At 39.7% G+C, this 14,694-nt stretch carries 19 protein-coding genes and 1 pseudogene; 17 read left to right on the top strand and 3 right to left on the bottom strand.

The window, feature by feature from the left end:
- The first annotated feature begins 6 nt into the window (after positions 1–6).
- The 10 genes and pseudogenes from NNJ73_RS00375 (at position 7) to NNJ73_RS00330 (ending at position 6,700) form a co-directional block, all read left to right on the top strand.
- Positions 7–618: a hypothetical protein gene (locus tag NNJ73_RS00375; protein WP_254492214.1), complete on the top strand. Its 612-nt coding sequence runs from the start codon at positions 7–9 to the stop codon at positions 616–618.
- 21 nt (positions 619–639) lie between these two features.
- Positions 640–1,110: pseudogene (locus NNJ73_RS00370) on the top strand (crossover junction endodeoxyribonuclease RuvC).
- A complete protein-coding gene (locus NNJ73_RS00365) occupies positions 1,103–2,197 on the top strand; it encodes a YdaU family protein (protein WP_254492213.1) in 1,095 nt (364 codons plus the stop codon). Before NNJ73_RS00370 ends, NNJ73_RS00365 begins: the two are co-directional and overlap by 8 nt.
- Positions 2,190–2,627, top strand: a complete 438-nt coding sequence (locus NNJ73_RS00360) for a hypothetical protein (RefSeq protein ID WP_254492212.1) — start codon at positions 2,190–2,192, stop codon at positions 2,625–2,627. The genes NNJ73_RS00365 and NNJ73_RS00360 overlap by 8 nt, the downstream gene beginning before the upstream one ends.
- Before the next feature lie 201 nt (positions 2,628–2,828).
- The gene (locus NNJ73_RS00355; protein WP_254493176.1) at positions 2,829–3,290 is read left to right on the top strand and encodes a hypothetical protein; all 462 of its coding nucleotides are present in this window, start codon (positions 2,829–2,831) and stop codon (positions 3,288–3,290) included.
- Positions 3,291–3,563: 273 nt separating this feature from the next.
- Positions 3,564–3,866 (top strand): hypothetical protein, encoded by a 303-nt coding sequence (locus NNJ73_RS00350; RefSeq protein WP_254493175.1) that lies wholly within the window; start codon positions 3,564–3,566, stop codon positions 3,864–3,866.
- A 50-nt stretch (positions 3,867–3,916) separates the two neighbouring features.
- Positions 3,917–4,699 carry a Rha family transcriptional regulator gene (locus NNJ73_RS00345; protein ID WP_254492211.1) on the top strand — a complete coding sequence of 261 codons (783 nt, stop codon included), beginning with the start codon at positions 3,917–3,919 and terminating at the stop codon, positions 4,697–4,699.
- 294 nt (positions 4,700–4,993) lie between these two features.
- Complete coding sequence (ssb, locus tag NNJ73_RS00340; RefSeq protein WP_254473245.1) at positions 4,994–5,431, top strand: single-stranded DNA-binding protein; 438 nt, start codon at positions 4,994–4,996, stop codon at positions 5,429–5,431.
- Positions 5,432–5,671: 240 nt separating this feature from the next.
- Entirely contained in the window at positions 5,672–6,172 is a 501-nt protein-coding gene (locus NNJ73_RS00335; RefSeq protein ID WP_254473244.1) for a Panacea domain-containing protein, read from the top strand.
- Positions 6,173–6,700 (top strand): hypothetical protein, encoded by a 528-nt coding sequence (locus NNJ73_RS00330; protein ID WP_254492210.1) that lies wholly within the window; start codon positions 6,173–6,175, stop codon positions 6,698–6,700.
- A gap of 13 nt (positions 6,701–6,713) precedes the next feature.
- Here the strand turns inward: NNJ73_RS00330 and NNJ73_RS00325 are convergent, their stop codons facing one another.
- Complete coding sequence (locus NNJ73_RS00325) at positions 6,714–7,313, bottom strand: hypothetical protein (protein WP_254492209.1); 600 nt, start codon at positions 7,311–7,313, stop codon at positions 6,714–6,716.
- Between the two features lie 208 nt (positions 7,314–7,521).
- Here NNJ73_RS00325 and NNJ73_RS00320 point away from each other — a divergent pair, with 208 nt between their 5' ends.
- The 7 genes from NNJ73_RS00320 (at position 7,522) to NNJ73_RS00290 (ending at position 14,075) form a co-directional block, all read left to right on the top strand.
- Positions 7,522–7,857, top strand: a complete 336-nt coding sequence (locus tag NNJ73_RS00320) for a hypothetical protein (protein ID WP_254492208.1) — start codon at positions 7,522–7,524, stop codon at positions 7,855–7,857.
- Entirely contained in the window at positions 7,838–9,166 is a 1,329-nt protein-coding gene (locus NNJ73_RS00315; RefSeq protein ID WP_254492207.1) for a PBSX family phage terminase large subunit, read from the top strand. Before NNJ73_RS00320 ends, NNJ73_RS00315 begins: the two co-directional genes overlap by 20 nt.
- On the top strand, positions 9,151–11,169 hold the full coding sequence (locus NNJ73_RS00310) for a portal protein (protein WP_254492206.1): 2,019 nt from the start codon (positions 9,151–9,153) through the stop codon (positions 11,167–11,169). Before NNJ73_RS00315 ends, NNJ73_RS00310 begins: the two co-directional genes overlap by 16 nt.
- 13 nt (positions 11,170–11,182) lie before the next feature.
- Positions 11,183–12,067, top strand: a complete 885-nt coding sequence (locus tag NNJ73_RS00305) for a hypothetical protein (protein WP_254492205.1) — start codon at positions 11,183–11,185, stop codon at positions 12,065–12,067.
- A gap of 89 nt (positions 12,068–12,156) precedes the next feature.
- On the top strand, positions 12,157–13,281 hold the full coding sequence (locus NNJ73_RS00300; protein ID WP_254492204.1) for a N4-gp56 family major capsid protein: 1,125 nt from the start codon (positions 12,157–12,159) through the stop codon (positions 13,279–13,281).
- A gap of 21 nt (positions 13,282–13,302) precedes the next feature.
- Positions 13,303–13,683, top strand: coding sequence for a hypothetical protein (locus NNJ73_RS00295; protein ID WP_254473233.1), 381 nt, complete (start codon positions 13,303–13,305; stop codon positions 13,681–13,683).
- 11 nt (positions 13,684–13,694) lie between these two features.
- Entirely contained in the window at positions 13,695–14,075 is a 381-nt protein-coding gene (locus tag NNJ73_RS00290; RefSeq protein ID WP_254473231.1) for a hypothetical protein, read from the top strand.
- A 35-nt stretch (positions 14,076–14,110) separates the two neighbouring features.
- Here the strand turns inward: NNJ73_RS00290 and NNJ73_RS00285 are convergent, their stop codons facing one another.
- Both NNJ73_RS00285 and NNJ73_RS00280 read right to left on the bottom strand, forming a co-directional pair.
- Positions 14,111–14,395, bottom strand: a complete 285-nt coding sequence (locus tag NNJ73_RS00285) for an addiction module antidote protein (protein ID WP_254492203.1) — start codon at positions 14,393–14,395, stop codon at positions 14,111–14,113.
- Positions 14,376–14,687, bottom strand: a complete 312-nt coding sequence (locus NNJ73_RS00280) for a type II toxin-antitoxin system RelE/ParE family toxin (protein ID WP_139413117.1) — start codon at positions 14,685–14,687, stop codon at positions 14,376–14,378. The genes NNJ73_RS00285 and NNJ73_RS00280 overlap by 20 nt, the downstream gene beginning before the upstream one ends.
- Positions 14,688–14,694: the final 7 nt, after the last annotated feature.

The raw sequence follows: 14,694 nt of genomic DNA, 5'->3' as shown, positions 1-14,694 counted from the left end.
TGGGAGATGGTTTCAGTTGCACTGATTATATCTTGTATTGCTAATTTGTGTTCATGTTATGTGTTTTATTCTGATTCTAAAATCATAAAAATGCTTAGACAAGCGGTAGATAAACGAGATGAGTTAATTGCGTCACAGCGGGCGTTGATTGATGGACAATTAGCAGAGAATGAGAAAAAAATTAAACATTTACAAGAATTGCAAGAAGAAAAGAAAAAACGTTTACCGAAGAATCCACAAGGGCGAGAATGTGTAACATCATATGAAAATATTTATGACAATGTTCAAGTCTCTGAAGATGTTTGTGCGCTTGTAAGAGAGTTTTTAGAACTAAATCCCTCTACAGATGAACAAGAAGGTAGATCGCAGGAATTATTGCAACAATTCATGAGGGATGAACAGACAAAGAATGAAGCAATTAAAGTTATTAGAGCCTTTGCAGAATGGTTTATACCGCGAAATACCGTTACATTTTCACAATTAGACTATTGGTCAAGATCTCAAGAATTACTGGGGCATTTATTGGAGTTAAAGCCAATTACATTTGAAGAACTGGCTAAAAAAAGTCCTGAGGAACAACAGCGTTATTTAATACCTGGGAAAACTATTGTGGATTGAAGGCATTGATGGAATTGCGCGATGTCTTATACAATTCTTTGTTTTGATCTAGGGACGAAGACGGGGTGGGCGATGTGTGGAGGGAGTGGTGACGTATTTAGTGGCACCGTTGATTTTAAATCACGTCGTTTTGAAGGCGGTGGGATGCGTTATTTACGCTTTAAGAGATGGCTTACAGAAATAAAGCAGACAGCAGGTCAAATTGACGCGGTTTATTTTGAAGAGGTGAGGCGTCATGTTGGAACCGATGCAGCGCATGTTTAGGGTGGTTTATTAGCAACGTTAACGGCGTGGTGTGAACATCATCAGATACCGTATGAGGGGATACCGGTTTGTACGATTAAGAAAGCGACAACAGGCAAGGGGAATGCGTCGAAAGAAGAGATGATAAAGGCAATGCGTGCAAAAGGACACGCGCCTTGTGATGATAACGAAGCGGATGCTTTAGCGATTTTACATTTAATTAAAGAAAGGGAGAGCGGGCATGTCTAATGGGATGCCGTGGATACGATTTAATTTGTATGACTGGATTAGTGGTACAGATGGAATGACATTGGAACAACGGGGTGTTTATATAACGCTTCTTGTTCGCATGTATGATAAGAAAGCACCAATTAAAACAGATTTTGAAACGCTTGCACGCGCTTGCAATTGTTCGCAGAAAAAGTTTGCAACTATTGTCGAATATTTAATAAGTGATGATAAACTTATTGAGACAGATGATGGATTGTGGAATAGGCGTGTTGAAGAAGAGCTAAAAGATTTTGCTGATAAAAAAGACTACATATCGCGAGTTCGTAGTGAAGCTGGTAAAAAAGGCGCACAAGCGAAAAGTAATATAAAACAACACGTTGATAATTTTGCTGAAGCAAACGTTAAGCAAAATAATGATTTTGCTGAAGCAAAAATTAAGCAAAACGTTTTTTTTGCTGAAGCAAACGACAAGCAAAATCAAGCTATAAAGAATAAGAATAATATATATAAAAAAAATAAAACTATCGTTTTATCAAAAAAAGAAACTGAGTTTGAAGATTTAGAAACAAGCGATTTGGTTGACGAGCCAATCGAGTGTGATGATGATCAATCAGATCAAAACGCAACATCATCAGAAAACCAACCAATCATTCACGAGCAAAAAAGCGTTCCGAAAAAAGCAAAACGTGCGAAAGCTAATCGAGGTTGTCGATTGCCTGCGGATTTTGAACCCGATTACGATTTTGCAATCGAAGAGGGCTTGCCTCCAGAGCGTGTGAAAGTCGAAATCGCAAAATTTCGAGATTATTGGAATGCCAAGACGGGTAAGGACGCTAGCAAACGCGATTGGCAAGCAACATGGCGTAACTGGGTGAGAAATTCAAAAAATTACAAACAAGGAGAAAATTATGGAAAACAAACCAATTCTCAAACAGAACAACAGCGTGGCTGGAGTTATCGAGTTGCACAGCACATGTCCAATATCAAAAATTCAGATAGTGTGTACAAATTTTTATTCGAGGATGATGACAGAACCACCATTCCTTTGGAAAACGGGGCAAAAGCCATCGATTGCAGAAGCCGAGAGAGTTACAGCATTGGCTAATGATGCTTTGCAAAAGCTTGAAAGAAAAGCAACTGAAGAAGAAATCCAAACAACGTTTCTTGTCCTTTCAAATGGTCTCAAAAGCCCCATGGGATCAGATGAGAAATCAACAGCGCTTGCGTATCTTTACACTCTTGAAGGTATAAGCAGCTGGATATTGCAAACAGCAACAAAGAACGTTTTGAAAGGCAAAGCAGAGGGCTTAAACACAACTTTTATGCCATCAACAGCAGATTTTTATCGTTACTGCGAAAAGCTTGAAAGCGATATTCGTTACCAAGCAAATCGCATTCTTAAGAATCTTCAAAAGCCAGAAATCAAGAGCAAAAATCAAGAGGCGACGATATCATCAGACCGCTCAGAAAGCACCGAAAAGAGCCTTGAAGAGCTCTTAAATGGCATGGAAGAGGTTTTAAAGGGTATTGAATGATAAACAGCAAAATAGTGAAAAGTGCTGATCATTTTGTGATTAGATATGCGTTTAAACAGCTAAAAAAGTACCGTACAGAGCGATTTAAAGATTTTATGATGAAAACCATATTGAAACTTAAAACGCCACTGTACGGTCCAATTTGAGGCAAATAAACCCATAGGTAAAATTATGGATTTAGATAGGGGAATTTTAAAACAGATGTTCTTAAGAAATCGTAAATCAAGACAGCAAAAGAAATTTATTGCAACAGCGGTTGGATATGCTCCATGGGGATTAGGGGTTGCTGAGTATTTTTATAATCTTTACGAATATGAAAATGGAATGAGGGAATATGAGGAATTTGAAGGTGGTCAGTATCATGATCATGAGATGCCTAACAAAATTGATTACAGTACCAAGGCTCAAGTGAAAGCGTGGATTTATGGTGGTTTGTTACCAAAAAACATTTTGAATTTTGAAGCATTGATAGACGAGGTAAATATGAAAATTAAAGAACGTACAAAGAATGATTGTTTGATTTGTGAGATCACGAATGATGGTGAGAGAGGTTATCCATTATCGAGTGAAGAGATGGACAGAGAGCTAGAAAAAGCGCTTGATATTCAATTAGGTAAGTATCAAAATGAAAAAAAAGTGAAAAAAATAAAAAATACGTATTGACTTTAAAAGAAAGCTGGTTTAGAAAGGTCGACAAGTGCTTAAAAACCACTTGTGATAAGCGGATAAACCACGAAAAGGTTTTTCCCATTTCTTAAAATACTGGCTTTCTTTTATGCTGTCATTGGCATATAACGATTTATGTCGGGTGTAGCTATACCATACAATACCCTTTCGAGGGAAAAGTATAGCGGCGGACTTATCACCGTGTTTTTAGCGCCCGACGCCCTTATGGGCTGTCAATTAAAAACAATTATTGATAAGAAAGAATTTCAAATGGAAAAAAATGAAATCCAAATAACCACCGATTTCTTATGTGATTTGTGGATGGCAGTGTTTAAAGAAGCTAACACTGACTATACTGAAGATGAATATAGCAATGCTTTAGTTGAATTAATGGCAGATCTTGAAAAGATTTTGGTTTTAAAATTACAAAACGAAATGCCTAATATTGCAAAAATCTTAGCAATCATTACAGAGTTTGGTCAATCTGAACCAATTAAATCAATAGCTCCATTATTGAAAGCTTATACTCCTATTTTGAATGAAAAATCTCATCAGTCATTAAAAGCAGCATAAATAACGGCGTGGGGGGCGCCTGCTTTTTAATTTTTGTAGGGAAAAGAAAAATGTCGCAATATTTAACCAATGTAAATCAAAAAAACTCAATAGATGTAAATCAAATCAATATAAATGATAGCATTCAAACCATGTCTAGTGTTGAAATTGCAGAGTTATGTGGTAAGCAACATAAACATGTTATGCGTGATATTAAGAAAATGCTTGGAGAAATTAGCGCCCCCAAATTTGGGGGGGCTGAATTTACTGAGCCCAAATTTGGGCTGAGTGATTTTGCAGGGGTCTATAAGGATTCAACTGGTCGTACCCTCCCTTGTTACAACCTTCCCAAGCGTGAGTGCTTAATCCTCGTTTCTGGTTACAGTACCGCTTTACGTGCAAAAATTATAGACCGTTGGCAAGAATTAGAAAAGCAAGTTACACCACAACAAATCGATTACTCAAGTCCACAAGCTATGATTGGTTTTTTGAATTACTTGCAAGGTCAAATAGAGCAAAAAGATCATGTCATTGCAGAGCTTAAACCAAAAGCAATAGCTCTTGATGGTCTAACGCGATCCGATGGCTTGTTTGGTATTATAGATGCTGCGAAAATATTAGAAGTAAGACCTAAGGATTTATCAGATTACTTACGAAGATATGGTTGGGTTTACAAAAGAGTACCAAGCGGTCCATTATTACCATATCAAGATAAAATACAAAAAGGTCTTATGGATTGCACAACTATCACTATTCAAAAAAATGATGGTACAGAAAAGACAGTACCGTCAACAAAGATAACAACAAAAGGATTGGCTTTATTAAGAGAGCAACTTTATGGAAATATGCAATAATTAAAAAAACGCGGCGGGGGGGCTTGTTTATAGCAAAAAAGCCGTGTCTTAAATGACGCGGCTTTTGAGAATAGGATTCCACTAATGCATCTTCTAAAGAATAGAGTGCATATTACACAAAACGTATAAAAACGCAAGCAAATCAGTAAAATAAAAATGGGATTCATTCTTTAGATTCAGTTTATTAAAACTATTTTTGCTTGTAATAATATAGTATAATGTGCTATATTATTGTTATGTATCAGTTATTTTCGTTTCTAAGTACTATTTCCCATAAAAAGGATAGCAAAGCAAATGCTTAATAAAGTGATGTTAATTGGTCATTTAGGTGCAAATCCTGAAAGCAAAACAATGTCATCTGGTATCGAGGTGGTCAATTTTCGCATGGCAACGTCTGAAAGCTATACAGACAAGGCAACCAATAAGAGAATAGACAAAACAGAGTGGCATTCCATTGTGGTGTTTAATCCACATCTTGCAAAAGTGGCTCTTCAGTATCTTAAGAAGGGTAGCAAAGTCTATATCGAGGGACGCTTACAAACCCGTAAATGGCAAGATAAAAACGGTAGTGAACGGTATGTAACAGAGGTCATATTGCCTCCTTACAAAGGTGAATTACAGCTTTTAGATGGTAAAAATAACGATGATCAAGAGCCGTCATCAGTTTATGCAAGCATTCACAGACCTCTTGATATGTCTACAAACGCTTTAAATGATGATGTTCCTTTTTAAGGTGCGTGAAAATGAGATCAAGCACATGGCTCATACATCATAATATGATGATGCAAAATAATATGATGTTATTAAATCATAACGATGCTTCTATGACTATTTTTGAACTGGCAATAGCAATTGTAATATCGCTGGCAATAGCGGGATGCGCTTTCTTTTTTCTTGAGGGAAAAATAAAGGAAAGCATACTGAGTATAATTATAGGTCTCTCTTCATCTGTATGGTTATTTAGTTTGAGTAATGTATCAAGTTCAACAGATTGCTAACTTCTTTCTTGAAAAAGGACGCGAGGAAGATATTCGAATTTCCCCTATGAAGCTTATTAAGCTGGTGTATTTTGCATATGGTTGGATGTTAGCAGCTACAGGTAAGCGTCTCTTTTTAGATCGTATAGAGGCATGGCAGCATGGTCCCGTTATACCGGCTCTCTATCATGAGTTTAAAGATTGGGGAAGGCGTTGTATCGATTTTTATTCGCGTATGGTGGACTTAGAGACCGGAGAGATTTTTATCCCTAAAATGCATAAAAACTCAACAGATGAATATACTTTCAAATTATTAGAGATCGTTTGGAATGCTTATAAAAATTTTTCATCTGCTCATTTATGTAATGAAGCTCATAAGGAGGGAACGCCATGGAAGAAAGTATATAATGGGCGGTTTGGTGTGAAGTTAAAAGACCATGATATCGAAGAATATTTCACGCAAAAAATTAATGAATATTCACAATCGAGGGTATAAGTGAAAGCAAAGAAAAAGAGGGGACGCCCTAAGATTACAGGGCAGACAAGAGAAGCCAATGGTCGTATATCACGTGCAAAAGAACCGCGTGAAGCCATTGATAAATTGGCTATAGAAATGCGTGCAAAACGCTTCGGTTTAAGCTTACATGAGGCAAAAAATCCACTTGCTGGGTCCTACATAGGGCGGCTTTGTTTGCAAGGTGTACTTACACAAGAGCAATATGATACTGCGCAACAGTACCTACAGATAAGAAATAATTACCTTTGTGCAAAAGGCTTTCCAAGCGCGATTTATGATGAAATGCCGTTATCTTCTGATGATAGAGCAAGAGACAAATGGGTAAAATTTGCGACAGAGCAGTTTTTAAATATGCAAGAGGCAATAAAAGAAGCGCAACATCTCTATAGACAATACAATATCTATGCTGCGCTACAGTACATTGTTACAGAAGATCAAATGTTGCCACACCTTGTGAATTCATTATGCGTTGCTCTTAATGTGCTTCAGAAGCATTTTGATCGTTAAATGACAATCTCTATCACGGTTCCATTATATCATATATCGTTTTTAATTCTTTGCAAAATCTAGCTGTTTTTTTTATATCTTTTCCATTATCGACTCTCATACTAGACACTAAATCAATAATTTGTGTTTTAGGGCTAATGCTATTTTCACTCGAAGAACTAAGAAATTTTTTTGCATAATAAATCATTGGATTTGTACTATTTATGGACATGTTGTATGCCCAGATAAAATTTTCTTCATTCCAATTATATTCATAGCGTAACCTATTTATCATATTGGGTAGCATTGCCCATGCCATATCCTTATTATAATCACCCCGTAATAAATTTATAAAGCGTCCACATAAAATAACGAGTATGTGACGATGCCATACAGTGTCAAATTTTGGAACTATATTCTGATAGCCACGGCTATATACAAATTGTTTTGCTTCGTGTTGCTTGTCAAAATGCGTAAAGTCTTCATATTCTTTACTTGCGTATTTGTCATAAAGTTGATTATACTGCTCTATAGTGTCTACGCGTGTAAATCCAAATGACGTTGATATAGATAGCATTGATATGGAAAAAAAGGCTATAAATGTTAGGATGCGTGTTATGGAAGGTGATTTCATTATTTGATCCTTAAAATTATTATAATTAACATTTTAATAACAGATTCCCTTTAAAAATATCAATCTGTGTTATTTTTATGTTGACAAAGTGTATCAAATCGTATTTAATGACATTACTGTACTTAGGTGTATTGTGTCTAATGAGGGTGATGTACAGTCAAAAATCCCCGCAAATGTGGGGTTTTTTATTATCTGGAGGGTGTATTTTATGACATCTGAAAATACAGAACAGGTTTTTCAAACAGCAAAAAAGTTGAGACCAGCGAGGGCAGGTATGGGGCGTGTCAAAGGCGTTCCGAATAAGAATACACGTCTTCTTAAAGAGGCAATTATTAAAGCAGCTGAATTGGCAGGCAATAAGTATGGCAAGGAAGGGCTAATTTCTTATTTAGAACAGCAAGCACTCAAATGCCCCGCGGCTTATTTAGCCTTGCTGGGTAAGATCTTGCCTTTGCAAGTGACGGGTGAGAATGGGGGCGCGATTAAGATCATAGGGCGTGTAGAAATTGCTCCTTTAACAATGAATGACGACAAGACAGATTAAGATTGTACCAAAGCTTATTCCACTTTTTGCAGGAGATGCTTTGGTGCGGGCAGCTTGGGGTGGACGAGGGTCTGGAAAGACAAGATCATTTGCCTTAATGGCGGCTTTAAAAGGCTATCAATTTGGTATGCAGGGGATATCAGGCACTATTCTTTGTGCGCGTCAGTTTCAAAATTCGTTGGCAGAAAGTTCCTTGGAGGAAATTAAGCGCGCTATTGAAGCCCATGATTTTTTAAAAGATTATTACAAAGTTGGGGAAGCTTCGATTAAGTCAAATGATGGTCGTATAGCTTTTCAGTTTTCTGGACTAGACCGCAATATTGCGAGTATCAAATCCATGGGGCGTATTTTGCTCTGTTGGGTTGATGAGGCAGAACCAGTCACAGAGACAGCTTGGCAGACGCTTATACCGACGTTGCGTGAAGAGGGAGAGGGGTGGCGTGCAGAGTTATGGGTGACATGGAACCCGTTGCGAGACAATGCACCGGTTGAAAGGCGTTTTCGCTTTTCAGACAATGAAGCGATTAAGCGTGTAGAGATCAACTGGTCAGATAATCCGAAGTTTCCCAAGATCTTGAATGAAGCGCGACTTGATGACCTTAGAAACCGTCCAGAGACCTATAAGCATATATGGGAAGGGGCTTATCTTACAGCGGTTCAAGGGGCTTACTACCAAAAGGAGATGTTGGCAGCCGAGCAAGAGGGGCGGATAGGGCGTGTTGCCCGTGACCCTTTAATGCAGATACGCGCCTTTTGGGATATTGGGGGGACGGGCGCTAAGGCAGATGCCACAGCGATATGGATAGCACAATTTGTTGGCAGAGAGATCAGAGTGCTGGATTATTACGAGGCACAAGGACAGCCGCTCTCAGAGCATATCGGTTGGTTACGTGACAATGGTTATGAGAAGGCACTGATGGTATTACCCCATGACGGTGCAACCAGAGACCGTGTGCATAATGTGAGTTTTGAAAGTGCTCTCAATGATGCGGGTTTTGAAACGCAAGTCATTCCCAATCAAGGGGCTGGTGCAGTCAAAATGCGGATAGAGGCAGTGCGGCGTATTTTACCTTCTGTTTGGTTTAATGAAGAGACAACAGTAGCAGGTCGTAAGGCACTGAACTGGTATCATGAGAAATGGGATGAGAAGCGGAATATAGGGTTAGGGGCAGAGCATGATTGGTCGAGTCATGGGGCGGATGCTTTTGGATTAATGTGTGTGGGTTATGAGCAACCGGTGCAGAAACATAAGAGACAAGCTTATAGCGGTAGAGAAGCTTATGAGAGTACGTCATGGATGGCAGAATGATGCATGATGAAGAGCATTTAGAGCAAGATAGCAACGCTTCAGATCTGTCGATAGAAGGCTTGTTTCGCAAGCTTGTGAGTTGGTACAAAGAAGATGTTGAGCATGTGAACAAATGGCGTGAGCATGCGCGTGAAGATTTTCGTTTTTACAATGGAGACCAGTGGAATGAAGCGGATTTAGCGGCATTAAAAGAGCAACGCCGCCCCGTTATGACTTTTAATCGTATTGCACCATTGGTCAATGCGGTTGTGGGGTCAGAGCGTAATAACAAACGTGAAGTACAGTTTATTCCCCGTCAAATAGGAAAAGCGTTGCCAAGTGAATTGCTTACGGGGGCAGCCGAATGGTTTCGCGATATGGCACAAGCCGAATATGCGGACTCGGATGCTTTCCAAGATGCTGTCATTTGTGGCATGGGGTGGACTGATACACGTCTTGATTATGAGAATAGCCTTGATGGCGAGCCGGTTATCACGCGTTTAGATCCATTAAAGATGGTTTGGGACAGCGCGGCAGTGCAACCGAATTTAACGGATGCACAACGTATGTGGTATGTGGACCGCAAGCCTTTGGAAGTTGCAAGGCAAATGTTTCCAAAATCCCATTGGAGTGAACTGAGTGCAGATTGGGCGAAGGATGGGAATATTTATGAAGGGGTTCATCATAACGACTCAGAGGCTTATGATGATGAGAGAGGCATTGATGTTGAAAACGGTCGACGGATGGTCACGCTCGTTGAATGTCGTTGGTTTGAAAACGAGCCATATTACAAAGCACCCGATTTAAGCACTGGAGAACTTCGTGATTATAGCGAGGAAGAATTTAAGCAACTTCAATGTATAATGCCCGATATTCAAGGAGCGGCTTTTAATAAAAAGGTGGTCAAGCGCGCTTTTTTAGGCAGAAAAGTTTTACTATGCCCCGATCAACCGATGGTTCCTGCTGGTCAATTGGGCTGGGAATGTATCACGGGTTATTTTGATAAAGTAGAGCGGCAATTTTATGGGGTTGTGCGTCCTACAAAAGATCCGCAACGGTGGGCGAATAAATATTTCAGTCAAGTGATGCATATTCTCAATAGCCAATCCAAAGGCGGGATTATGGCAGAAAGGGGGGCTTTTGAAGATGAAAGAGAAGCAGTAAAAAGTTGGAGTAGGGCAGATAGTATTACGGTTTTAAAAAATGGTGCTTTAGCAGGTGGCAAGATCCAACCCAAGCCCGTAGCACAATTTCCAACGGGTTTTTTCCAATTGTTTAATGAGGCGAAAGAAGCGATTAACCAAGTCACAGGATTATCACCAGAGTTTATAGGAACGCGAGAAGTTTCACAAGCAGGGGTTTTGGAGGCACAACGACGTCAGTCCAGTTTAAATCTGCTTGCTTGTCTGTTTGATGGCTTGCGTTTGTATCGCAAAAGGCAAGGCAAGCTTATTTTGCACTTGATCCAGAATTATCTGTCTGATGGTCGTTTGGTGCGAATTTCTGGAGAGGAGAATGCGCAATACATTCCCTTAACTCGTGAAGCAGTGATGAGTGTTGATTACGATATTGTGGTAGATGATGCGCCAACCAGTCCGAATGAGAAAGAACGGACCTTTGGCATTATTACGCAATTGTTACCATTGCTTCAAAATGCGGTTACACCGGATATCATGCTTGATTTGTTGCGTTATTCACCCTTGCCTGCGTCACTGCTTAATCGTGTGAGTGAGAAGGTTCAACAACAGCAGCAAATGGCTTACCAAGCCCAACAACAGATGACTCCAGAACAAGAAATGAAGTTGCAAGAAAAGCAGCAGGACATAGCAGCGAAAAGCCAAATGCAACAGATGGATTTACAAGGAAAGCAGATTGAATTGTTCATGCGTCAAAAGAGAGCAGAATTGGATTCAGAGTTGATGCAACAGAAACATGAACTTGAACGGCAACGCATAATCAATGAACAGATGCAAAATCAGATCATGCGAGAGCGAGCGGCAACGTACAGAGGAAGAAGCATTTGAGAAAGGTGAAAGAATGAATGCAGAAATGAATGAAGGACTAAATGAGGACTACAGAGTTGGAGCACCGGTGTTTGATGATGAAGGCTCTTTTGATGCCGTCAATGATGTGGAAACGGTTGAGAGCCATGATGTCACGGCTCCGGAGCCGATTGCAGAGCCCGTTGAACAGCCTTCAGAAATTGTCCCTATAGATCGGCAGCGCGCTGTAGAACAAGCCAATCAAGCCCGTGAAGCACTTGTCAAGTTTTATGAACAGCAACCCCAAGCGCCAATGGTTGAAGGAGAAGGTGCGCCTCCAGATTTACGTGAGGACCCTGTCCGTTTAGTGTCGTGGATGTTAGATAGGATTCAAAAGCAAGATGCGTATATTAGAGCACAACAAGATGTGCAAAGACAAGCGATTGAATATCAAGAATTCAATGGACATTTGAATCAGTTTTTAGAAAATTCTGTTGCGTCAGTTAAGGATAAATACAGTGATTTTGATGCAGCGGCAGACTTTCTTTATGAGACGCGTGCAAAGCAGTTAAATGCATGGTCTTCTGTTTATCCAAATTATGCGCAAAAAAGCACGATAGATGCGATTATAGGGGATGAATTACGTACCATTGTCGCGACGTGTGCACAAAAAGGCGTTAATCCGGCAGAAGAGCTTTATCGGATAGCGCAAAATCTAGGGTATCAGAACCAAGCGGTGCAAGTCAATGATCAAATTGCAGCGCTCCAGAGTCGGCAGAATTCTGCGAGAACCTTAACGGCATCTGGTGGTGGGGGTGTAACAGGTCCTATGACTAAACAAACTCTTGCCAATATGTCAGAGAAGGAATTTGATGCTTGGATAGCCAATCCAAAGAATGAAGCACGTTTTTATGAAATTATGGGTGCAGATCCCGATTAGGCAATAAGTTTTACAGCATAATCCGCCTTTGATGCGGGTTTTCCACCGGCTTTAAGCCGGTTTTTTTACAGCAAAGAAAGGTAAAATAAATGGCAACAACACATATAGGAACCCATGATCCACAATCAGTGAAATTGTGGTCACAAAAATTAAGTAATGAAGTTTTGAAGGCAACGAAAATTGCCCCCTTGATTGGCAAAAGTTCAAACAGCATTATCCAGCTTTATAATGAAACCCATAAGAGTGCAGGGGATAGCGTTACATTCAGTTTGCTGGTGAATCTGTTTGGGGATGGTGTCACTCAAGGTGAAACCCTAGAAGGCAATGAAGAAGCGCTTCAATTTATGAATGATAGGCTGGTCATTAACGAGCTCTTACATGCAGCGCGTGTAGCCAATGATGACTCGATTGATCAACAGAGAATACTCCCGAATTTACGCAAGAAAGCCAAAGAAGGCTTGGTTCGCTGGTATGCCAATCGTTTAAGCATCATGTTCTTCCTACAGGTGTGTGGTTATACAGCGCGTACGATCAATGTTGATGGTCGAGAAGTGTACATTAAACCGGTTCATTACGGCTTTAATGAAATCATGGCACCAAGCAGTAAGCGCATTATTCGTCCAGATGGCAAAACCAATGATGAAGATCTCAATGAGAAAGCCAAACATAGCTTTAGCCTTAAATTGATTGATGAAGCGGTTAAACAAGCTAAACTAGCTAATCCTCAAATTTCTCCGGTTCATGTTAATGGTGATGATGTTTACGTTCTCTATTTGCATCCCACTCAAGTGATGCAGTTGCGAACCAATACAGCAGCCGGTGAATGGTTAGATATTCAAAAATCGGTTTATGCAACCTCTCGTGCGAAGAACCCAATCTTTGATGGTTCTCTTGGCATGTATAACGGGGTTGTTTTACGCGAAGCAATCCATGTCACCCATGGTGTTAAATCGACCGATCATACAGCGGTCAAAAGCGTGCGTCGTGCAGTGTTCTTGGGAGCGCAAAGTGCGATTATAGGTTTTGGTAAAAATCACAGTGCAACGCATTACACACTCAAAGAAGAATATTTTGATTATGAACGTGAATTTGGTGTTGCAGCGAAGACCTTGATAGGAATGAAGAAAACTCGTTTCCAAATGCCAAATAGTGCACAAACAGCACAAGATTTTGGAACGATTGTCATTCCTACCTACAGCGGTGAAGCAGCATAATTATTAAGGAGGAAAAAAGACATGGCAAATCATTTACCACCTCCATTACAAGGGAGAAATCTTCACACGCAACAGGTGAGTTTCTTACGGTTGAACATATCGCATAAAGATAAACATCTCACAACGAAAATAGGAACTCTCCCTCGTGGTGCTTTGATCACGTCGATGAAAGCATTTGTTAAGACGGCGTTTTCAGAAGCGAAGTTGAAGATTGGCAGTACCGATGGGGGCAATGATTTTAGTGAAAAGGATATCAAAGCCCAAGGAACACAAGATTTTACACCAACAGATCAAAAGGTTTTTATTGCGAATGATAAGGAGGTTACTCTTTATGCCACCCGTGATAAAACCACGGATGCTGGTGAATGTGTTGTGGTCGTACAATTTGTGACAAATCATTAAGGGGATCAGACATGGCAGATCATTTACCACCTCCGTTACAGGGGAGAAATCTTCATACCCAGCAAGTAAGCTTTTTGCGGCTTAATTTTAGCTACAAAGATAAAGAGAATGCACTGAGAATAGGCATTTTGCCTCGAGGGGCTTTAATTACTTCGATTAAGGTATTTGTTAAAACAGCCTTTTCGGACACGAAAGTGAAAATAGGCAGCACGGCTGGAGGGATTGAGTTTGGTGAGGCAGAAATCAAACAACAGGCAGTCAAAGAGGTCAAACCCACCAACCAAAAGGAATTTGTTCCTTATGATGAAGAGCTTACTCTCTATGCTAAAGCTGATAAGACAGTCCAAGCAGGTGAAGCAAGTATAGTCGTTGAATTTGTGACAAATCACTGAAATTAAGGGGAAAGATCTATTAATTTCCCCTTATTTTATGAATTGCAAGATTGTACAGAGAGTTGCAAATTAAGGGCAGATAAGACAGCAACTAAGGTAGAAAGCTTGGGGTCTCCCGTTTTACTTAAGGAGCGGTATAATCCACTACGTTCACGATTGGTTTCTTTTGCTAAGGCACTCATATTTTGGGCGCGAGCAACGAGACCAATAGCATCGGCAATATGAGCCGCATCACCGGTTTTAAGAGCTTCATTTAAAAAGATTTCTTGATCTTCTGGTGTTGCGAGATGTTTTTCAAAGTTAAAGGTTTTCAATTTCATTTTTAAGATCCTCTAAAAGAGATAAGGCTTTTTGAATATCATTGGATTGTGTGGATTTGTCACCACCCCAAAGCAATATAATGATTTTATCGCCTTTTTTTACAAAATAAATTCGATAACCAGCCCCATAGTGGATACGTAATTCACCTATGCCATTAAAGAATTTAACATCACCCAAAAGTCCTGAACGAATTCTACGAAGTCTTTCAAGAATCATATTGGCAGCTTTTCTATCTTTAAGCTTTTCTAACCATTTATCGAATTCATCTGTTGTTTTTATTATCGCTACCATTCGTGTA

The sequence above is a fragment of the Bartonella sp. B1099 genome (assembly GCF_944801835.1).
Classification (GTDB): Bacteria; Pseudomonadota; Alphaproteobacteria; order Rhizobiales; family Rhizobiaceae; genus Bartonella.
This window is presented reverse-complemented; position numbering and strand designations above follow the sequence as displayed.

Bases quoted from the DNA above. Each gene is read 5' to 3' on its own strand.
- ssb (WP_254473245.1), top strand. From the start codon at position 4,994: ATGCTTAATAAAGTGATGTTAATTGGTCATTTAGGTGCAAATCCTGAA.
- NNJ73_RS00320 (WP_254492208.1), top strand. From the start codon at position 7,522: ATGACATCTGAAAATACAGAACAGGTTTTTCAAACAGCAAAAAAGTTG.
- NNJ73_RS00375 (WP_254492214.1), top strand. From the start codon at position 7: ATGGTTTCAGTTGCACTGATTATATCTTGTATTGCTAATTTGTGTTCA.
- NNJ73_RS00285 (WP_254492203.1), bottom strand. From the start codon at position 14,395: ATGAAATTGAAAACCTTTAACTTTGAAAAACATCTCGCAACACCAGAA.
- NNJ73_RS00350 (WP_254493175.1), top strand. From the start codon at position 3,564: ATGGAAAAAAATGAAATCCAAATAACCACCGATTTCTTATGTGATTTG.
- NNJ73_RS00290 (WP_254473231.1), top strand. From the start codon at position 13,695: ATGGCAGATCATTTACCACCTCCGTTACAGGGGAGAAATCTTCATACC.
- NNJ73_RS00305 (WP_254492205.1), top strand. From the start codon at position 11,183: ATGAATGCAGAAATGAATGAAGGACTAAATGAGGACTACAGAGTTGGA.
- NNJ73_RS00315 (WP_254492207.1), top strand. From the start codon at position 7,838: ATGACGACAAGACAGATTAAGATTGTACCAAAGCTTATTCCACTTTTT.
- NNJ73_RS00300 (WP_254492204.1), top strand. From the start codon at position 12,157: ATGGCAACAACACATATAGGAACCCATGATCCACAATCAGTGAAATTG.
- NNJ73_RS00295 (WP_254473233.1), top strand. From the start codon at position 13,303: ATGGCAAATCATTTACCACCTCCATTACAAGGGAGAAATCTTCACACG.
- NNJ73_RS00355 (WP_254493176.1), top strand. From the start codon at position 2,829: ATGTTCTTAAGAAATCGTAAATCAAGACAGCAAAAGAAATTTATTGCA.
- NNJ73_RS00365 (WP_254492213.1), top strand. From the start codon at position 1,103: ATGTCTAATGGGATGCCGTGGATACGATTTAATTTGTATGACTGGATT.
- NNJ73_RS00345 (WP_254492211.1), top strand. From the start codon at position 3,917: ATGTCGCAATATTTAACCAATGTAAATCAAAAAAACTCAATAGATGTA.
- NNJ73_RS00280 (WP_139413117.1), bottom strand. From the start codon at position 14,687: ATGGTAGCGATAATAAAAACAACAGATGAATTCGATAAATGGTTAGAA.
- NNJ73_RS00335 (WP_254473244.1), top strand. From the start codon at position 5,672: ATGTATCAAGTTCAACAGATTGCTAACTTCTTTCTTGAAAAAGGACGC.
- NNJ73_RS00325 (WP_254492209.1), bottom strand. From the start codon at position 7,313: ATGAAATCACCTTCCATAACACGCATCCTAACATTTATAGCCTTTTTT.
- NNJ73_RS00310 (WP_254492206.1), top strand. From the start codon at position 9,151: ATGGATGGCAGAATGATGCATGATGAAGAGCATTTAGAGCAAGATAGC.